General features: G+C 59.7%; 16 protein-coding genes and 1 tRNA gene. 8 read left to right on the top strand and 9 right to left on the bottom strand.

The annotated features are described in order from the left end of the window. Positions 1–217: 217 nt before the first annotated feature. Positions 218–1,825 (bottom strand): bifunctional phosphoribosylaminoimidazolecarboxamide formyltransferase/IMP cyclohydrolase, encoded by a 1,608-nt coding sequence (gene purH / locus ACQRC0_RS05750; RefSeq protein ID WP_427728518.1) that lies wholly within the window; start codon positions 1,823–1,825, stop codon positions 218–220. A gap of 277 nt (positions 1,826–2,102) precedes the next feature. Here purH and ACQRC0_RS05745 point away from each other — a divergent pair, with 277 nt between their 5' ends. After that, positions 2,103–2,744, top strand: coding sequence for a GNAT family N-acetyltransferase (locus tag ACQRC0_RS05745; protein ID WP_427728515.1), 642 nt, complete (start codon positions 2,103–2,105; stop codon positions 2,742–2,744). Between the two features lie 459 nt (positions 2,745–3,203). Here the strand turns inward: ACQRC0_RS05745 and ACQRC0_RS05740 are convergent, their stop codons facing one another. After that, complete coding sequence (locus tag ACQRC0_RS05740) at positions 3,204–5,144, bottom strand: DUF2207 family protein (protein ID WP_427728513.1); 1,941 nt, start codon at positions 5,142–5,144, stop codon at positions 3,204–3,206. A 654-nt stretch (positions 5,145–5,798) separates the two neighbouring features. Between ACQRC0_RS05740 and gluQRS the strand changes: the two genes are divergently transcribed. Then, positions 5,799–6,695 (top strand): tRNA glutamyl-Q(34) synthetase GluQRS, encoded by an 897-nt coding sequence (gene gluQRS, locus ACQRC0_RS05735; RefSeq protein WP_427728551.1) that lies wholly within the window; start codon positions 5,799–5,801, stop codon positions 6,693–6,695. Positions 6,696–6,710: 15 nt separating this feature from the next. On the opposite strand, the gene ACQRC0_RS05730 is transcribed toward gluQRS, so the two are convergent. Together ACQRC0_RS05730 and ACQRC0_RS05725 are read right to left on the bottom strand one after the other, a co-directional pair. After that, entirely contained in the window at positions 6,711–7,436 is a 726-nt protein-coding gene (locus ACQRC0_RS05730; protein WP_427728511.1) for a metallophosphoesterase, read from the bottom strand. A gap of 85 nt (positions 7,437–7,521) precedes the next feature. Continuing rightward, on the bottom strand, positions 7,522–7,761 hold the full coding sequence (locus tag ACQRC0_RS05725) for a hypothetical protein (RefSeq protein ID WP_427728509.1): 240 nt from the start codon (positions 7,759–7,761) through the stop codon (positions 7,522–7,524). A gap of 212 nt (positions 7,762–7,973) precedes the next feature. On the opposite strand from ACQRC0_RS05725, the gene ACQRC0_RS05720 reads away from it, so the two are divergent. Then, positions 7,974–10,850: a DUF3427 domain-containing protein gene (locus tag ACQRC0_RS05720; RefSeq protein ID WP_427728506.1), complete on the top strand. Its 2,877-nt coding sequence runs from the start codon at positions 7,974–7,976 to the stop codon at positions 10,848–10,850. 36 nt (positions 10,851–10,886) lie between these two features. On the opposite strand, the gene ACQRC0_RS05715 is transcribed toward ACQRC0_RS05720, so the two are convergent. Beyond that, a complete protein-coding gene (locus ACQRC0_RS05715; RefSeq protein WP_427728504.1) occupies positions 10,887–11,282 on the bottom strand; it encodes a (deoxy)nucleoside triphosphate pyrophosphohydrolase in 396 nt (131 codons plus the stop codon). A gap of 564 nt (positions 11,283–11,846) precedes the next feature. Between ACQRC0_RS05715 and ACQRC0_RS05710 the strand changes: the two genes are divergently transcribed. From ACQRC0_RS05710 to ACQRC0_RS05700, 3 genes are read left to right on the top strand one after another with little or no spacing between them, the layout of a single operon-like run. Next, positions 11,847–12,389, top strand: a complete 543-nt coding sequence (locus tag ACQRC0_RS05710; RefSeq protein ID WP_055252376.1) for a hypothetical protein — start codon at positions 11,847–11,849, stop codon at positions 12,387–12,389. 18 nt (positions 12,390–12,407) lie between these two features. After that, a complete protein-coding gene (locus tag ACQRC0_RS05705; RefSeq protein ID WP_427728501.1) occupies positions 12,408–13,193 on the top strand; it encodes a response regulator transcription factor in 786 nt (261 codons plus the stop codon). Continuing rightward, entirely contained in the window at positions 13,177–14,472 is a 1,296-nt protein-coding gene (locus ACQRC0_RS05700) for a sensor histidine kinase (protein WP_427728500.1), read from the top strand. The genes ACQRC0_RS05705 and ACQRC0_RS05700 overlap by 17 nt, the downstream gene beginning before the upstream one ends. Before the next feature lie 294 nt (positions 14,473–14,766). On the opposite strand, the gene ACQRC0_RS05695 is transcribed toward ACQRC0_RS05700, so the two are convergent. Further along, on the bottom strand, positions 14,767–15,141 hold the full coding sequence (locus ACQRC0_RS05695; protein ID WP_427718886.1) for a VOC family protein: 375 nt from the start codon (positions 15,139–15,141) through the stop codon (positions 14,767–14,769). A gap of 11 nt (positions 15,142–15,152) precedes the next feature. Then, entirely contained in the window at positions 15,153–15,440 is a 288-nt protein-coding gene (locus ACQRC0_RS05690; protein WP_055252380.1) for a PTS sugar transporter subunit IIB, read from the bottom strand. A gap of 163 nt (positions 15,441–15,603) precedes the next feature. Between ACQRC0_RS05690 and ACQRC0_RS05685 the strand changes: the two genes are divergently transcribed. After that, positions 15,604–16,227 carry a hypothetical protein gene (locus ACQRC0_RS05685; protein ID WP_427718884.1) on the top strand — a complete coding sequence of 208 codons (624 nt, stop codon included), beginning with the start codon at positions 15,604–15,606 and terminating at the stop codon, positions 16,225–16,227. A gap of 31 nt (positions 16,228–16,258) precedes the next feature. Next, positions 16,259–16,343 (top strand) — tRNA-Leu (locus ACQRC0_RS05680). A gap of 152 nt (positions 16,344–16,495) precedes the next feature. Here the strand turns inward: ACQRC0_RS05680 and ACQRC0_RS05675 are convergent. Then, on the bottom strand, positions 16,496–17,497 hold the full coding sequence (locus ACQRC0_RS05675; protein WP_427728497.1) for a hypothetical protein: 1,002 nt from the start codon (positions 17,495–17,497) through the stop codon (positions 16,496–16,498). 19 nt (positions 17,498–17,516) lie between these two features. Beyond that, entirely contained in the window at positions 17,517–18,278 is a 762-nt protein-coding gene (locus ACQRC0_RS05670) for a hypothetical protein (protein WP_427728495.1), read from the bottom strand. Positions 18,279–18,335 lie beyond the last annotated feature (57 nt).

Raw genomic sequence — 18,335 nt, 5'->3', positions numbered from 1 at the left:
CCGGCACGGACGGCAATAGATAGCTTTAGCTCGGGGCGAGCAAATACCGCTGGTGGAGCATAAGCCAGCGAGCCGGACCCAAGTGCCTCAGGTCGCCGCAAAAGAGGAGCGACGCGTACTTCTGTACGCGAGCGACGGTTTGAGCGGCGAGATGAGGTGCTTGGGGCCGGCGCAGCGTCGAGCAGTTACGCGGTTTGGTAAAACCGCGTAACGATCATTAGTGGCGGAAGTGGCGGGCGCCCGTGAAGACCATTGCGATGCCATGCTCGTTGCAGGCCTGGATGCTCTCGTCGTCGCGCTTGGAGCCGCCGGGCTGGATGATGCAGGTCACGCCGTGCTCAGCAAGCACGTCGACGTTGTCGCGGAACGGGAAGAACGCGTCGCTTGCGCAGGCAAAGCCGCCCTTCTCCACGCCCTCGCGCTCGCAGAAGTCCTCGGCGCGCTCGCAGGCAAGCAGTGCGGAGTCAACGCGGTTGGGCTGGCCCGGGCCCATGCCAATGCCGGCCTTACCCTTGGAGACCAGGATGGCGTTGGACTTGACGCCCTTGCAGACCTTCCAGGCAAACTCAAGCTCGGCCATCTCGGCATCGGTGGGCTTGCGGTCGGTGGGGAACGTAAAGGTCGCGGGATCCTCGATCACGTGGTCGACCTCCTGCACCAGCATGCCGCCGTCGATGGAGCGCAGCTCCACCTTGGCGCCGTGGTCCACGCCGCCGGTAGCCAGCACGCGCAGGTTGGGGCGCTTGGCCATGCGCTCGAGCGCCTCGGCGGTGTAGCTCGGGGCGATGATGACCTCGACGAACTGCTTGTTCTGATCGGCAAAGTGCTCAACCAGCTCAAAGGGAACCTCGCGGTTGCAGGCGATGATGCCGCCGAAAGCGCTCTTGGGATCGCAGGCAAAGGCGCGGTCGTAGGCAGCCGTGATGTCCTCGGCAACGGCGGAGCCGCAGGGGTTCTGATGCTTGAGGATCACGCAGGCAGGCTCGTCGAACTCGCGAACCAGGTTCCAAGCGGCATCGGCGTCCAAATAGTTGTTGTAGCTGAGCGGCTTGCCCTGAATCTGCTCGGAGCCCACGAGCGGGAACTGCGAGCTCGCGGAGTTCTCGCAGCCATCGGCAAAGCGGTAGACCGTAGCCTTCTGCTGAGGATTCTCGCCATAGCGCAGGTCGTCGACCTTCTCCAGCGAGACCTCGAGTTTGGCAGAGGTGTCCGCCACGTCGCTTGCCTGGGCAGCAAGCCAACGGGAGATAGCCGTGTCGTAGGCGGCGGTGGTCTGGTAGACCTTCACCTGCAGGCGACGACGGGTGGAAAGCGTGGTGCAGCCACCGGTCTCGCGCATCTCGGCCAGGACGGCATCATAGTCGGCCGGGTCGGAGATGACGGCAACGCTCGCGGCGTTCTTGGCGGCAGAGCGAAGCATGGAGGGGCCACCGATATCGATGTGCTCGATGGCATCCGCGAAGGTGACCTCGGGGTTGGCGACGGTCTTCTCGAACTCGTACAGGTTGACGACGACCAGGTCGATCAGCTTAATGCCGTGCTGAGCTGCCTCCTGCATGTGCTGCTCGGAATCGCGGCGAGCCAGCAGCGCACCATGAACCTTGGGGTGCAGCGTCTTGACGCGGCCGTCCATCATCTCGGGATAGCCCGTGAACTCCTCGATGGGGGTTACGGGAACGCCCGCGTCCTCGATGGCACGAGCCGTGCCGCCCGTAGAGATGATCTCGACGCCAAAGTCGTCAACCAGCGTCCGTGCGAAATCGACGACGCCCGTCTTATCGGTAACCGAGATCAACGCGCGTGCGATCTTCACATCAGATCCCATGCAGTCCTCCTGTCTGGTACGCCGCCGTGCTCTGTGAGTCGGTGATACGTCGATCTGCAGCGCTCGCGCAGCGGCATTGAAAATACTGATTCAATGTAGCGCATCGAGCGCATCGATGCACCCCGTAACGGGCGCATGTGCAGAAAAAGCTTGCGAGCGGGGGTTGCAGGAGCGCCACTAGGCACGGTGAGTTGATGGAACACAGGGGCACCATAATTAGATGCCAATGGCATGGTAGAACTGTGCTCGATATGCATCCGCAATAGAAAGAGGCACTATGGTCTCGCGGGTTCTCTACCGACCGTTTGATACCGAAGACTTCGACGCCATCGCGCTGATCTTGCAGCAGCTTTGGCATAACAATTCGGATAACGAAGAGTACAACCGCCTTGAGGCCGCGTGCGACCTCGCCTATTGCCTTTCATCATCGACGTTTTCGCAGGTCGCCGTAATCGACGGCCAGGCGCGCGGCATTGCACTCGCACGTGCGGGGCAAAGCAGCGGCGCCACCGTTAAGGAGCATTGGATGGATACAGAACGCGCATTGCTGTCGCAGATGCGTGAGCTGGAGCCCGATGCCTGTGCCGAGTATCTCTCGTTTGTGCGCGCCACCATTCGGACCAACAACCGCCTGCTCGAGAGCAGCCCGCTGCCGCATGACAACGAGGTCACGTTGCTTGCCGTGGATCGCGATGTCCACGGCCTGGGCGTTGGCTCGGTTCTGCTCGATGCCGCGGTCTCGCACCTGTCCTCGCGCGGAGCGTCGAGAGCGCACCTGTATACCGACTCCAACTGCTCGTGGAAGTTCTACGAGCTGCACGGCTTTAAGCGCACGGCCACGCACCGCGCCAACCGCGAAGAGCGCCGCCACGACATGCCGCGCGAAAGCTTCCTCTACGAACTCGACCTGACAGCCTAAACCCGGTAGTCAAGGGAGTGTCCCCAAGTGCCGACATCCGGGGAAGTTCCTAAACTGCCGGCATAAAAAGAACGCCCCTAAGTGCCGTCCGTGGAGCAAGCAGCCCCACTCGAAAACTCACAGGGAAAGCGCATCCCAGAATTCGCCTAAATTGCGGGATGTGGTTTCCGGAAGAGAGCCTCTTGAGAAACTGCATCCCGGTTTGAGCGCATATTCTGGGATGCACTTTCCGAATGGCACGTCTGGCGGAAACTGTGACCCAGAATCGAGGCCCAGAGTGGGATGCGCTTTCCGAAATCATCCCATCGGGAAAGTCCATCCCGCTCTGCGCCTAAATAGCGGGATGCGGTTTCCGCGAAAGCTCGCCTTGGGAAAGCCTGCATCGCTTCTGAGCATAAAAATGGGATGGATCTTCCGGCAACAGCCGCCGGGGAAGACCCATCCCATGATTTGCGCTCGCTAGAACGTTCCGCCGCCGCCTCCGCCGACGCCGCCGCCCCCGCCGCCCGAGAAGCCACCACCGCCGCCGCTCGAGCTATCGGAACTCGAAGCCAGCTCACGGATGCTCTCGTGATACACGCCATCGAACGAATCGAGCGGAGACTGGTTTCCGTAGTGATGGTAGTACCACCAGTAGCAGGGGTAATTGTCGTAGAAGCCGTCGGCCTCGCGCACCTCGGGCGGCACGGCCTCGGCAAGCTGACGCAGAACTTCCTTGGAAACGCCCAGCGCCGCACCCATCACCAGAAGTTTATTCCACAGCACCAGATCGCCGGGGACGGCTTCCTTTAGACGCGTGAAGTCCTCGAGCCAATGCTTGAGCGCCTTGCAGCGAGCCGCCACCTCGGCGCCCTCCGGCGTAAGGCGGCGGAACGTAAGGCCCACGCCAATACCCACCAGCACAATCGGCACCGAGATAACCGCGGCGACAATGTTCGCCTGTGCGCCGTCGGTAAAGAAGATGGATCCCACGGGAACAAAGGCGATCAGAGTACCAAGAACCAGGCAAAACACCATTGCGACAATGCCGTCCGAGGCAACGTACTCGCTATCGGCCAGTTTGCCCTTAACGGTGCTCTGATAGTCCTTGAGCTTGTCGCCCACGGGCGTAGCGTGCTGCTTAACATAGTGTTGCAGCTCGTCAAACGTGCGCGAGCGATCGCCGTTCTCGTCGGGCTTAGCACCGGCAAAGAAGACCTTGAGCACCATGCGGTCAATGCCCTTGACCGACTTCCAGCCCGCATCGCTCACCGTCACACGATACGTCTGCTCCTCTTTTTCGCGACGGAGCAGGCCCTTCTTGCCCTTGGTCGCGATTGCCTCCTCTAACTTGATCACGCGATCGTCGGTGAGCTTCATGAGCGTGGCGATATATGCCTGATCGGGCACCTCGTTCCAGCTCATGAGGGCCGAAAGCACGGCGGGATGGTCGGCCGAGGGCACGTCGCGGAAGTATTCGTCCTGGAACAGCGGTTTGGGCTTGCGCTTGCGCAACTTGAGCACGGCGATTGTGCCGGTAAAGGCCACCGCCGCGACAACGCTAACCACGGCAAGTGCATTGGCGATCATGCGGGCGTGAGCGCGGCGGGCGTTGGCCTCCTCGGCCCACGCCTTCTCCTCGCTCAGAATTGTCGACATGCGTTCCTTGCCCGAGGCGGCGAGCTGCGGCACCCAATCGCTGGGGAAGGCGATGCGCGCCTCGGCGAATTCGCCCTGATGCACGCAGGGTATGGTATAGGTGACCATGGGCTCGTCCGCGTCGAGCGACACGTCGCCCGTGAGCGGACCGTGGCCCCATGCACGGAAGTTATCGCCCTTGACGGCCGCCGTTCCGGCAGCGGCATTTGCGAAGTAAACTTCCATCTCGACGTCATCGGAGTCCGCAGACCAGCCGTCGCCCACAAACTTCCAGTAGAGCTCGGCGGTATCGGACCATTTCATAACCGCACCGGTCATGGTGTAGCTCACGTAATAGATCGCGCTATCGCCGCTCTCGTGGGGGCTGAACACCTTGATCTTTACGCCGCCGTCGGACTGCTCAACCGTATAGACGCCGTTGTCGCCTTTGTTTGCATAGTCAACCCTGTTAAACGCGGCATCATCTTCCTCGACGCTCAGCACATCGACACCCGCCGTACCACCCTGCTGGTTGGTGCCCGTATTGATATCCCAATACACGCCGTTGATGTCGTCGTCGAAATCAAACTGGCGTCCCTCGACAACGGTCAGCGATCCATCGGCCTCAACCGTGGCACCGATATAGGTTTGGGTCATGGAATACCCGTCGGCACGTGCAACGGCGGGCAACAGCAGCAGCACGCACGCGACGAGTGCGCAAATGGAAGCAAATCGCGCAAGCAGGCAGCGCTGCCGACAAGCATTGGCAACGGGGGCGTTCATAGGCACATCCTTTGTCTGTAAAACCAACAGCGCCATTGTCCCACGTTTGCGGGTACACATGACGAACATCTAGGCGACCGGAGCGCCAAACGGGATGAAAGTCATGCCTGCCGCCAGCAGCTAATCATTGGGTATTCATTGGGGACGTTCTTAAATGACTAGTCATGAGGGACACCCTTGGCATGGCCCGCGCCAGCAATAGATACCACTTCACAGCTCCGTCACAGGTGTAGCAGCTTTGTGTGGGCGCGGCACGCGCTGATTGAGCCGCCAGCCGAGGGGCATAAAGCAGTTGAGCGAAACCGGTTTGCCCCTTTGCCGTTCGCTCGAGGATCATGTCCCCCTTTTCCGCGGAAACCCCGGCAGTTGCGAAGAGCTGCCGGGGTTTCTGTTGTTTGAGGGGTTAAAGGGGCTGAGCTTGGGGCGGTAATCGAGGTGTTGAGTCGGTGCCCGCCGCGCACAACACGCAGCCTCGGCAACTCGCGAGCATCGACGACGCCCCCCACCTCACCCCGCGCTATACTCGTCCGCATGGATATCAACGCATGCAACATAGCAACACACGCCGTGGCCACGTCGACGGCGTCCAACAGCAAGCTCGCCCCCGCCCTCACGCCCGTCGTGGGCCGCTTTGCCCCATCGCCCTCGGGCCGCATGCACCTGGGCAACGTGTTCAGTTGCCTGTGTGCGTGGCTTTCGGCCCGCAGCCAGGGCGGCAGCATCGTGTTGCGCATCGAGGACCTGGACGATCGCTGCAAGCGCCCGGAACTTGCCGCTCAATTGATTGACGACCTGGCCTGGCTAGGGCTTGAATGGGACGAAGGCCCCTACTACCAGCACGATCGTCTGGACCTGTACGAGAGCGCCTTGCGCCGGCTGAATGACGCCGACCTCACCTATCCCTGCTTTTGTACGCGTGCCGAGCTCCACGCCGCGAGCGCGCCGCATGCCAGCGACGGCACGCCCATCTACCGCGGCGCCTGTCGAAACCTTTCTGTCGAAGAGATCGCCCGCCGCAGCGTTCTGCGCGCCCCGGCCACGCGTCTGCGCGTGCCTACCGTCGATGACCTCGCCGGCGACGTGATCGAATTCGTGGACCGTACGTACGGCGCCCAATGCGAGGCACTCGCCACCGAGTGCGGCGACTTTTTGGTGCGCCGCAGCGACGGCGTTTTTGCCTACCAGCTAGCCGTGGTGGTCGACGACGCTGCCATGGGCGTCACCGAGGTCGTGCGCGGATGCGATCTGCTGGGCTCTACGCCCCGCCAAATCTATCTGCAGCATCTGCTGGGACTTCCCACGCCGCACTACGCGCACATTCCGCTGCTCGTGTCGCCAGACGGCCGCCGCCTTTCCAAGCGCGACCGCGATCTGGACCTGGGCGAGCTACGCGCACGCTTTGGCACGCCCGAGGCGCTGCTGGGATGGCTCGCCGGGCAAACGGGCATCGCGCCGGACACCACGTCGCGCTCTGCCGAGCAATTGGTCGAGCACTTTAGCTGGAATGTCATCCGCGCGCACCGCGAGAACATCACTGTAACGGCCGAGTAGCCAAATACCTCACCCCTACGCAACGTCCCAGGGCTGGAGTTCGTCGCCCAAGCGAACGATGCAGTCGTAGAGCACGGTATGGCGCTCGGCAGGGTTGGCATCCCGATGAAAATGCCCGTAGTACCAACGCTTGTAATCCAAGCGGTCTTCCAGCTCATCGAAAAATGCCGTAAGCCGATCAACGGCGGGGTAATTCCAGCCAGGCCCCGGATAGAGCGTGGGCGAAAGCATGCGCGTAGAGCAGGTGTGGGTGACCACGTAGTCAACCTTCCAGCCCACGCTGTCGAGCTTTGTCCGCGCCTCCTCAAAGTTGCGCTCGTCCGGCAGCTCCTGTGGCCACCAGCTGGAATAGGGAATGCGGTATTCCTTATCCACGCTCGTGGCGCCGCCCATGGTAAAGATCGTTGAGCCGTCGAGCTCAAAAACCTCGCCGCGCGTCAGGCGCCGTATGGGAGAGGTATCCGACAGGCGTTGCGTTAGCCCACCGTGCCACAGCTCCATGGGACGCTCCGCCCAGTGATCGAAACGCTCGTGATTGCCGTCGACGAACAGCACGGTATAGGGACGCGATTCCAGCCAAGCGATGTCGGCGCACTCCTCGGCAGAGAAATCCCACGGAAAGCCAAAGTCGCCCGCGACAATCAGATGGTCGTCGCTCGTCAGACTATCCCCAAGATCCCAGTCGCGCAGCTTTTGCATGTCGACGCCGCCGTGAATATCGCCCGTCACATAGACCGTCATCGGATTACCACTTCCCCGTAAGTAGATAGTCCACATTCTGCACGATCACTAAGCCAACCGTTCCAGCCCTTCCATCCCTTAGGGCTTACCCCTCGCTCTTCCATCCAAACGGATCAAGCACCCAAAAAATCAGATCGAGCACGCCGCCGGTCATCATAGCGCCGGCAAGGGCCATGCAAACGCGCAGAGAGCTGGCACTTCGGAGCGCGTCGAACGGCCCCAGAACAGCCAGCAGCGCGACCGCTGCGCCGACCACGCACAGCGCGAGGCACGGCCCCACGTCCTTAACGCACTTCTTTGCGAGATGCTTGGTGTTATCACTCATCAATATCGGACTCCTTAGAGGGCCGTTGTTTGGGCACATGCCGCCGCGGCAGAGCAGGGCGGCAGGGTAAGTGTCACATGCCGTGCGGACATCAATGGAGAAACCGCGCCCCTCAGACCAAAGCCGGCAATCAATACCGTCATATGCCCAAAACACGAACGATCGATCTGTTATCCTGGCGCCAACATAGTCTTTCGAAAGGTTTGGCCGGGATGACTACGCAGCAGCAGATTGATATTGAATTCGACTCGCTTGCACGCGAGAACGATTCACCCAAGCTCATCGCCAACTCGAAGGCGACAGGCGGAACACTACTATCCGTTATCAAAGAGCAGCTCTCAACCTGCAGCTCTTTTGACTTTTGCGTAGCGTTTGTTGCAGACGGCGGTCTTCAAATCCTGGTCGAGGCGTTCCAGGAGCTCAAACAGCGTGGCATTAAGGGCAGGCTGCTCACGTCCACCTATCTCAACTTCAACTCACCCGATGTATTTCGCAAACTCCTGGAATACGACAACATGGAAGTTCGCGTATTCCAGGGTAATTTGCATGCCAAGGGATACATTTTTGATAAGGGCGAGACCAGCATGGTTATCATCGGCAGCTCCAACATGACGCAGGCTGCCCTCACCTGCAATAAAGAGTGGAACGTGCTGTACCAGACTGTCGAGAACAGTCGCCTGCTCGGCGAACTGAGGGGCGAGTTCAATTCGTTGTGGAACGACACCTCAACCGTTTTGCTTTCCCAAGACTGGATTGAGAACTATGCCGCATATCGATCGGCACGTCCGCCAAAGCCCAAATCGAAACCGACATTCAGATCTGCGGAAACGCCGGCGCAGAATGACCTCGAAGAAATCAAGCCCAATAAAATGCAGCAGCGCGCCCTTGAGGCGCTCGGCGTAATCCACCGCAAGGGCGAGACCCGCGCCCTGCTGGTCTCGGCAACCGGCACCGGCAAGACCTTCCTTTCGGCGTTCGACGTGCTCGCAACTAAACCCCGGCGCGTCCTCTTTCTTGCGCACCGCCGGCGCATTATCGACGCCTCCCGCGCAAGCTACGAACGCCTCTTAGGTAGTACCTATACGTTCGACACCTATCAAACTGGCAAGAATATAAGCAATGCTACCTGCGTGTTTGCCATGTGTTCTTCGGTCGCCAAACATCTGAGCGATTTCCGTCCCGATGAGTTCGACTACATCGTCATCGACGAGGCCCACCGCACGGGATCCCAGGGTTACCAATCCATCATGTCGCACTTTGCGCCTCGGTTTTATCTGGGCATGACCTCTACACCCAATCGCACCGACGGCTATGACGTCTTCGCTCTTTTCAATCACGTCATCGCGTTCCAGATCACGCTGCAGGACGCTTTGGCCGAGGAGATGCTTGCCCCCTTCCATTATTTTGGCATTCACGATCTGGAGATTGACGACGAAACGGTCGAAGATATCGCCCTGTTCGGGCGCTTGACGTCCGACGAGCGCGTGCGTCATATCACCGAGAAGATCGAAGAATATAGCGTCACCAAAAGCAATCGCAGGGGCTTAATTTTTTGCAATCGAAACGCCGAGGCCAAGGAACTGTCACGCAAATTCAACGCTCTCGGATATCGAACGGTTGCGATTAGCGGTCAAGATCCCGATGAGGTCCGCGATGCCGCGATCAGCCGACTTGAAGCCGGCGAGCTCGAGTACATTTTCTCGGTCGATATCATGAACGAAGGCGTCGACATCCCCTCGCTCAATCAAATCATTATGCTTCGACGCACCGACTCCGCAATCATCTTTATTCAGCAGCTCGGACGAGGTTTGCGCTTGAATGATGGTAAGGAATACGCACTGGTGCTCGACTTTATTGGCAACTACCAGAGCAACTTCCTGGTGCCCATCGCGCTTTCGGGTGACAAGACATATAACAAAGACCGCCTGCGCCGTCTTGTTCAAGAGGGCGATTCGGCGATCCCCGGATGCTCGACCGTGAGCTTCGATCGTATTTCCGAGGCACGCATTTACAAGGCCATCGACGGAGGCGATTTCACCTCCGTCAGGTTTTTGAAAAACGAATATCTCGACTTGCGCCAAAAACTCGGCAAGATTCCCTCGCTGCTCGAATTTGATCGTAACGGCTCCATCGATCCGCTGCTTATCTTCAAGAATAGCGGCCTGGGCTCCTACCACGTATTTCTTTCCAAATACGAGCCGGACTACACGGTTCAATTTTCCTCTGATCAAACCAAGATTCTCAAATTTATTTCTCAAAAACTTGCCGCGGGCAAGCGATTCGAAGACCTCTATTTGCTTCAAACGCTCGTCGAAGCCGGACACGAGGGCTACCGGCATATGCGCGAGGCTGCGCTTAGGAACTACCGCGCACAGCTTAAGGACAGCGCCGTTAGGTCGGCAATCGCAGTCCTTAAGGGCGACTTTGCCACTCCTAAGGATTTCGTTTCCCTGCTCATTGACGATGGAACCGGACCTCGTCTGACCGAAGTGTTTGTGACCGCCCTGCGCAACGCAGAGTTCAAACGTCAGATTCTTGAGGTGCTGGATTTTGGTATCGCGCGCAACCGACTCGACTATGCCGAGACGTACGAAAACACAAATTTCGTTCTCAACGCCAAGTACACGTACGAAGAGGTTTGCCGCTTGATGAACTGGGAAAAGAACATCAACGGCCAAAATCTTGGCGGCTATTTTTACGACGAAAAGACCAATACATTCCCTGTGTTTATTAACTATGACAAGGCGCCCGACATTAGTGAGTCAATTCAGTATGAAGATCGCTTTGTTTCGCCGAGCAAGCTTATCGCAATCTCCAAGGGCAACCGTACGCTCAACTCTCCCGAAATTCTGCGACTGCAGGTATGGCCGGAAAACGGCCTGAAGACGTATTTGTTTATGCGAAAGAATAAGGACGATAAGGGTGGCAAGGAGTTCTATTTCTTAGGCGAAATGCATCCGACCGGTGAGTTCGAAGCTATTAAAACTAAGAGCGGCGACAACGCCGTTGAAATCGAATATGAGCTCAATGTGCCTGTACGACAGGACATCTACGAGTTTATGCTCAGCGATTTGAGCGAGGCCGAGTAAAAAAGAGCGGGCCGCCATGTGGCGCCCGCCCCTTTCTTACATAAGCCCGAGTTTCTTTTCGAGCTCCTTAACGACTTTAACGTCTGCCGGAAGCCAATCGACATCCCACAGGTTATTGGTATCAAGCCATTTCATATCCTCGTGAGCATGCTCTTTGAACTCCCCCGAAAGAATGGCAGCTAGGTAGCACTGCATCGACAGGTGGAACGTCTCGTAATCGTGTTCGACCGTGCAAAGATAGTCGAGGTTACCGATCGTGACCTCGAGCTCTTCTTGAATCTCGCGCACAATTGCCTGCTCGCCGGTCTCGCCCGGCTCGAGCTTGCCGCCCGGAAATTCCCAGCCGTCTTTAAACTCGCCATAGCCGCGCTGGCAGCTCAGAATTTTTCCGTCCTTCTGAATAACCGCTGCTGCAACATTGATTGATTTCATAACTAGTTATCACCTCTCCAGTTGAGCCCAACCAGTATAGGTGATCAACCGCCCGCCATGTCCCAGTCGCCTGAAAACCACCTGCTCGACCAACCCTTAACGCCGTTTTGCACCGGCACTCCATCCCCCGCTATCGAGGTCTAATACTTTTCCGCGAAGTGAACGTCTGTTTTAGGACCCCTGAAGCATCCACATTTTTCGTCGGCAAAATCGCAGGATTCCAGCACCGAAACCCCAGGAAACGGCACCTCTAAAGTGTCGATGCTTCGGGGGGTCCGATTTAGCTCGTTCACTTCTCGGAAAAGTATTAGACCTCGTCGGCAGCAGTCCAAAAGGCGAGTCGTTTCTCCCTCGCGCAACCCAATAGACACATTCCGCTCCTCCCTCACACCACCCAAAAACTCATCCAACATTAATCTTGGCTCAAGAATCGCTTAATCTATAACCTGCACTATAAAGTTCGACCAAGGGCGGGGCGGCGCCGCGCAACGCAGACCGCTGAACGCAACGCTCGCGCCCGGGCAGATCGCCCGGCGTCGCGCCCATCGAACGAAAGGACAGGTCATGGACGACCTCGAAAAAGTTGAAACCATCCGCACCAAGTGCAACGTGAGCTACACCGATGCCAAGGCCGCGCTCGACGCCGCCGACGGCAACGTTTTGGACGCCATCATTTGGCTCGAGTCGCAAGGCAAGACCCAGACCACATCGGCGCACGCCGCCACCGAATCCGAGCCGGTCGATGAACCCTCGGCCGAGATGGTCGCCGCGCAGGCAGCCTACGAGAAGTCGAGCGAAAAGACTGACTTTTCCAAGAAGATGGACAGCGTGTGGGAGTACCTCAAAAAGCTCTTCCGCCTGAGCCTGGACACCAAGTTTATCGCCACGCGCCGCGACGCCATCATCCTCAACATCCCCATCCTGATCCCCATCGTCGCCCTGTTTGCCTGGGGCGCCACGATATGGCTCATGCTGATTGGCCTGTTCTTTGGCATGCGCTACCGCATCGATAGCGACGGCGACGTGCCCGGCAGCATCAACAACCTTATGAATCACGCCGCCGACGCCGCGGACGACATCAAGCAAAACCTGAACGACGACAAGTAATCGCAGACGGGAACACGCATGACACAGATCCTGATCGTAGAGGACGAGGAGAAAATCGCCCGCTTTGTGACGCTCGAGCTGGAGCACGAGGGCTACCAGGTGGAGCACGCCGCCGACGGCCGCACCGCCGTGGACCTGGCGCTGGAGCGCGACTACGATCTGATTCTGCTCGATGTGCTGTTGCCGCAGCTCAACGGCATGGAGGTCCTGCGGCGTGTCCGCAAGCACAAGGATGTGCCGGTGATTATGGTCACCGCGCGCGATGCCGTGATGGACAAGGTAGCCGGCCTCGATGCCGGCGCCGACGATTACCTGACCAAGCCGTTTGCGATTGAGGAGCTGTTCGCACGGATTCGCGTGGCGCTGAAGCGCGCGGAGGCCGTGCGGGCGGCTTCGGGCGTTGGCGGCGCCGGCGCTGGGGCGGGCATGACGGGCGGCGTGGGCGGCGACGCCGCTGCGGTACCCCCGGTCAGCGAGTCGACCAAGGCTTCCGTCGCGCCCTCTCCCGCCGCGCTCACCGTGGGCTCGGTCGTGCTCGACCCCAACCGCCGCGAAGTCACGGTCGGCGGCTCGCCCATCGCGCTCACGGCCCGCGAGTTCGACGTTCTCGCCCTGCTTATGGCACATGCCGAAACCGTGCTCACACGCGAGCGCATCGCGCACGAGGCGCTGGGCTACGAATACGTGGGCGACACCAACAACGTCGACGTGCACATCGCGCACCTGCGTGCCAAGATCGAGGACGCCGGCGGCGCCCGCATCATCCAGACCGTGCGCGGGGTGGGCTATGTCTGCCGTGCGTAACGCCGAGGCCAAGCGTGTCACCTCCATCGCCCGCGCCATCAACCGGAGCTATATATGGCGCCGCCTGATGAGCTACGTCTGGCTCGATCTGCTGCTGATGGTGATTGCGGCGGCGATCCTCGTCTATGGATACAACCAGACGCTGCCCGAAGGCGCGTTTACCGCAGGATGGATCCCCAGCGCCGCCGTTCACGGCATGTCGCTGAAGCCCGCGCGCGACTGGGACCTGACAACGCTCGCCTATACTGTCGAGCTTGCGCGTACCACCAAGACCTTCCCTCTCGCGCAGGACCTCGTCGCGCTATGGCCTCTCTACCTTGTCGTTGTGGGTTGGCAGGTCATCAGCGTGCTCAACATGCTCGGCGGCGCGAGGCACGTGCGTCGCACCATGGCACCGCTCAACGACTTGGCCCTGCGCGTGGACGAACTCGGCCGCATGCAACTCTCCGGCGGCAAGATGGAAACACTGGAGCAGGCCATCGAGCGCGCGAGTGTCGACTCGCCAAGCGTCACCACCGGCGACGCCGACCTGGCAAGCATCGAGGTCGCGCTCAACCGGCTGCTGCGCCAGATGCAAGAGGCCAAGCTGCAGCAGATGCGCTTTGTCAACGATGCAAGCCACGAGCTGCGCACGCCCATCGCGGTGATTCAGGGCTACGTAAACATGCTCGACCGCTGGGGGAAAGACGACCCGGACGTGCTGGCGGAATCCATCGCGTCCCTCAAGGCCGAAAGCGAGCATATGCAGGAGCTCGTGGAGCAGCTGCTGTTTTTGGCACGCGGCGATGCCGGGCGCACGGTCCTGCGGCGTGCGCATACCAACCTGGCCGCACTGGTCGGCGAGGTGTGCGAGGAATCGCAGATGATCGACGCCGCGCACACGTATCGGCTGGCTTTTGACGCTGCATTTGCCAACGATCCGCGCTGCGACGCACCTGTCGACGTGGCGCTTGTGAAGCAGACTCTGCGCGTGATCGTGCAGAACGCCGCCAAGTATTCGAACGCGGGAACGACCGTCACGTTTGCCATAACTCCCGATACGGGCACGGGCGCGATCGACATAAGTGTTGAGGACGAGGGTATCGGCATGAACCAGGAGTCCGCAGCTCACGCGTTTGAACGGTTCTACCGCGCCGACAACGCACGCGATGCCGGCGCGCAGGGCTCGGGCCTGGGGCTTGCCATTGCTAAGTGGATTGTCGATAGCCATGGCGGCGCCATTGGCGTGACCTCGGTCGAGGGCGTCGGTAGCCGCTTTACGATTCGCCTGCCACGGTAGGAAGCCCCCTCGTGAATCGAGGTCTAATACTTTTCCGGAAAAGTGAACGAGCGTATTTGGACCCCTGAAGCATCCACATTTTTCGACGGGATAATCGCAGGATTCCAGCATCAAAACCGCAGGAAACGGTACCCTCAAAGTGTCGATGCTTCGGGGGTCCAATTCTGCTCGTTCACTTCTCGGGAAAAGTATTAGACCCCGATTTCATGTCCCCTCAAAAGGTCGCCCCCTCGGCAAAAAAAGGGATAGGGCCATGCGGCCCTATCCCTTTTTTTCGTTATAGCAGCTTGTACGCTACTCGCGACACAGGTGCACGGCGAAGCCGGCGAACTCGCGCTTAAAGTACACAAGCTTGGTGCCGCCGTCGGGCAGCAGCACGCGCGACTCCTCGTTGACCTCGAGCCCGTGCTCGGCAAACCACTTCTCGGCAGCATCGATGTCGTTGACGGCAAAGCCTATGTGGCCCTTGGCGCCACGACCGTTCTGCTTCATGATCTCGACCAGCGAGTCGTTAAAGTACGAAATCGGGGTCTCGCTGACGGGCAGGCCCATCATCGTCGAGAACAGCTCCGCGATCTCCAGGGCGTCTGCCGGGTCGGTGGCGTTAATGCCCACATGGGCAACGCGCATGCCAAAGAGCTCGACCGGGTTGGCGTTCTGCTCGTTCATACAGGCAGCGCCTACTGAGCCATGACGTCGAGAACGGCCTTCTCGGCAGCGACGCGGTTCATGCCGGTCATAAAGGGCACGCCGCTCACGTACGGGCAGGTGAGGCCCTCGGGGGCAACGGTGGTGGCGATCAGCAGGTCGGCGCCCTCGTCGCAAGCGTCCTTGGCCTCGGAAATGGCGCACTGCACGATCTCATACTTGCCGGCGTAACCGTTGGCGTCGAGCATGGTGGCGACCTTCTGGGCAACGAGCGTGGAAGTAGCAGCGCCAGCACCGCAAGCCAAAACGATCTTCTTCATAGGTAATGTCTCCCTTCATGGTTTACTTTAGGTAAGTGTACCGCAGCGAGCGATGGCGCTCGGCCTCGATGCACTTTTGTGCCAGTTTGCTTGCACGCTGCGTATAATACATCTAGTACGTTTTGTCATACCGCTTGTTTTACGAGCGACCGAGGAGCTCAATATGCCCGATTCCCGCACACTCTGGACCGTCGTCGTTGTCATCTGTATCGCCGTGTCGCTGCTCTTTAGCATCAAAAAACGCACCACGTTTAAACGCCTGCAGCGGCTCATGGCCGCCAAACAGTGGGACGAGTTCGATCGTTTGCTCGACGGCAAACTCACCAGCATGCTGTACCCGCGCTACAACCGCGACTACCTGCGCCTGAACTCCTATCTGCTGCGCGAGGACCACGAGCGCGCCGACGAGATGTTTGACCTGCTGCTGGGGCTCAACCTGCCCAAGATGCAGCGCGTCGATCTGGTGATCAAGGCCTTTAACTACTACGTTGGCCAGGAGGACCGCAAAAAGTCCAAGGAGCTGCTGCACGAGATCAAGGGCTTTGAGGGTGGCCAAGCCGAGGCAGTCGCGCACGAATGCCAGCTGATGTACGACACGATGATCCTCAAGCGCCACAACGACATTCCCGAGCTGGAGCGCATGCTCGAGGATGTCGGCAACGACCCGGTCAAGCGCTGCCGACTGGAGTACCTGCTGGCCCTGCAGTACCAAAACAAGGGCGACGAGGCAAAGTTCCAAGAGTTCCTCGAGAAGTCGGGCCAACACTCGATGGCCGTCAACGCGTAACGGACGGCTTGTGCTAGACTTCTAGTCTTACGGGGGCGTGGCGGAATTGGCATACGCAGGAGACTTAAAATCTCTCGCCGCAAGGATTGTGGGTTCGAGTCCCACCGCCCCTACCACGTATTGTTTACGAGCCCGTGTCCCTTTGGAATGCGGGCTCGCTTCTTTTGGACACCGTCAAGCCTCTAAGAAGTTGCGGTGGAATAGTTCCTGTTTTGGCAGTTTATCAGCCTATTTAGGAACTATTTCACCGCAACTTATGAGGGGATGGTTAAAGGACGCTGAGGCTGGGGGTCCAGGCGATGGTGGGGGTCGCGCCGTCGAGAACCTCGTTGATGGTGGCAGCCATTCCGGCGAGCAGACTGTTCTCGCTTACAGTGAGCGCGTCGTAGCCGCCGGCTCGCATGAGCTCGCGAATCACCACAGCACCAGCCAGGATCACGCCCGCGCGCTTGGGTTGCACGCCTGGCAACGCGGCGATGCCCGCGACATCCAGCGAGGACATGCGCTCGATAGCGGCCGAAACCTGGTCCAGCGAAAGCTCGCGCAGGTGCACAAAACTCGAATCATACGGCTCCAGCTCGTGAACGAGCGCAACGAGCGTGGTGACGGTGCCACCCACCGCGACCAGGCGCTCGGCTCGCTCAAAGTCGACAGGCAAGCTCTTAAAGTAGCCTGCAAACTGCTCGTTTGCCCACGCGCCAGCGGCGGCAAGCTCGCTGCCCGTTGGCGGCAGCGCCGAGAAAAACCGCTCCGTCACGCGGCGACAACCGATGTCCAGCGAGCGCGTTCCCTCCAGCGCAAAGACCCCACGCTCCGGCGCATAGACGCCCGTCGCGAGCTCCGTGGATCCGCCACCCGAATCGGCAACAATGATGCGCTCGCCGGCAAAGTCGTGCGCCACGCCAAAAAACGTCAGGCGCGCCTCGACCTCGCCCGGAATCACCTGCGGCTCGAGCCCCAGCTCGCGCAGGCCGTCCAGCAGCAGCGCGGCATTGGACGCATCGCGCGCGGCGCTCGTGCACGTGGTACAGATGCACGCGGCCCCAAAGGCACGGGCCTCGTCCACAAACATTCGGCACGCAGCGAGCACGCGCCCAACGGCCGCCTCGCAAAAGCGCCCCGTTGCGTCCACGCCCTCGCCCAAGTCGGTAATCTCGGTATGCTTGGACGATTCCACGATCGCCCCGTCCTCGACCTGGGCCAGCACCAGTCGCGACGACACCGTTCCCAGGTCAATCGCCGCCACCTTATATCGTTTGCAATTCGTCATTGCGGCCCCCCTCCGGGCGCTACTCGCCATTGGACACGACTGCCTGGCCCTCGACGCCGTTAAATCCAAACAGCATGTCGAGCGTCTGGATGTACCACGGCGCGTCCTTGCCGACCTCTTCGATTTCCTTGGCAACTTCGCTGGCCTTCTTGGCGTTCGACGACTTCTGGCTCGACGAGGCATCGGAATCGTCGTCCAGGCCCTGCACTTCAATCCTCTTCTCGCCGGGCATCACCAGACCCAGGTCCTCGGTCGCCGCGTCCTTAATGCCCTCCTCCGAGAGCAGTTTGTCGACGCTTTTTTGCAGGTCGTCATTATATTGCTCGCGAATCTCGACCTGCTTGGCCAAGATGTCGCTCGAGCGTTTTGCCACATACAGGTCGCGCACCGGGAAGTACAGGCTCACGAGCGCCAGGGCGACGACAATGCCAACAAACAGCCCTCGCTGGGGACCGTGGGTAAAATCATAGATTGCCTTGACCACCGCGTTATCGTTGGCGTAGCGCATAAAGTCCGAACCCGAAAGACGGCTTGAGGGACGGCGCGGCTTGTCGGACGCCTGGGTCGAAGGGCACGACGCATGCTTGGAACGCGATGGGCGCACCGGACTGTCCGAGGAACTATTTGGCTGAGCATTGGGATGCGAAGTCGCCGGCGAGCTATACCTGGAGCGATCAGCGCCAGCATAACCAGACCCGCCAAGCTGCACCGAATGCGCACGGCGAGGTGACGGTTCGCGCGAACCGGCGGAATAGTGCCTGTTGTCGTAAATCTGATCCATGTGCGCCTTGTGCGGTTGAGGTTTGTTTGCGCTAAGTCCTTTAGTTATAGCACGCGG

It is taken from the genome of Collinsella sp. SGI.033 (assembly GCF_050315135.1).
GTDB lineage: Bacteria > Actinomycetota > Coriobacteriia > Coriobacteriales > Coriobacteriaceae > Collinsella.
This window is presented reverse-complemented; position numbering and strand designations above follow the sequence as displayed.

Excerpts from the sequence above, each read along its gene's own strand:
- ACQRC0_RS05715 (WP_427728504.1), bottom strand. The coding sequence starts at position 11,282 with ATGAAATCAATCAATGTTGCAGCAGCGGTTATTCAGAAGGACGGAAAA.
- gluQRS (WP_427728551.1), top strand. The coding sequence starts at position 5,799 with ATGCACCTGGGCAACGTGTTCAGTTGCCTGTGTGCGTGGCTTTCGGCC.
- ACQRC0_RS05720 (WP_427728506.1), top strand. The coding sequence starts at position 7,974 with ATGACTACGCAGCAGCAGATTGATATTGAATTCGACTCGCTTGCACGC.
- ACQRC0_RS05695 (WP_427718886.1), bottom strand. The coding sequence starts at position 15,141 with ATGAACGAGCAGAACGCCAACCCGGTCGAGCTCTTTGGCATGCGCGTT.
- ACQRC0_RS05725 (WP_427728509.1), bottom strand. The coding sequence starts at position 7,761 with ATGAGTGATAACACCAAGCATCTCGCAAAGAAGTGCGTTAAGGACGTG.
- ACQRC0_RS05740 (WP_427728513.1), bottom strand. The coding sequence starts at position 5,144 with ATGAACGCCCCCGTTGCCAATGCTTGTCGGCAGCGCTGCCTGCTTGCG.
- ACQRC0_RS05710 (WP_055252376.1), top strand. The coding sequence starts at position 11,847 with ATGGACGACCTCGAAAAAGTTGAAACCATCCGCACCAAGTGCAACGTG.
- ACQRC0_RS05700 (WP_427728500.1), top strand. The coding sequence starts at position 13,177 with ATGTCTGCCGTGCGTAACGCCGAGGCCAAGCGTGTCACCTCCATCGCC.
- ACQRC0_RS05675 (WP_427728497.1), bottom strand. The coding sequence starts at position 17,497 with ATGACGAATTGCAAACGATATAAGGTGGCGGCGATTGACCTGGGAACG.
- ACQRC0_RS05705 (WP_427728501.1), top strand. The coding sequence starts at position 12,408 with ATGACACAGATCCTGATCGTAGAGGACGAGGAGAAAATCGCCCGCTTT.
- ACQRC0_RS05685 (WP_427718884.1), top strand. The coding sequence starts at position 15,604 with ATGCCCGATTCCCGCACACTCTGGACCGTCGTCGTTGTCATCTGTATC.
- ACQRC0_RS05745 (WP_427728515.1), top strand. The coding sequence starts at position 2,103 with ATGGTCTCGCGGGTTCTCTACCGACCGTTTGATACCGAAGACTTCGAC.
- ACQRC0_RS05730 (WP_427728511.1), bottom strand. The coding sequence starts at position 7,436 with ATGACGGTCTATGTGACGGGCGATATTCACGGCGGCGTCGACATGCAA.
- purH (WP_427728518.1), bottom strand. The coding sequence starts at position 1,825 with ATGGGATCTGATGTGAAGATCGCACGCGCGTTGATCTCGGTTACCGAT.
- ACQRC0_RS05670 (WP_427728495.1), bottom strand. The coding sequence starts at position 18,278 with ATGGATCAGATTTACGACAACAGGCACTATTCCGCCGGTTCGCGCGAA.
- ACQRC0_RS05690 (WP_055252380.1), bottom strand. The coding sequence starts at position 15,440 with ATGAAGAAGATCGTTTTGGCTTGCGGTGCTGGCGCTGCTACTTCCACG.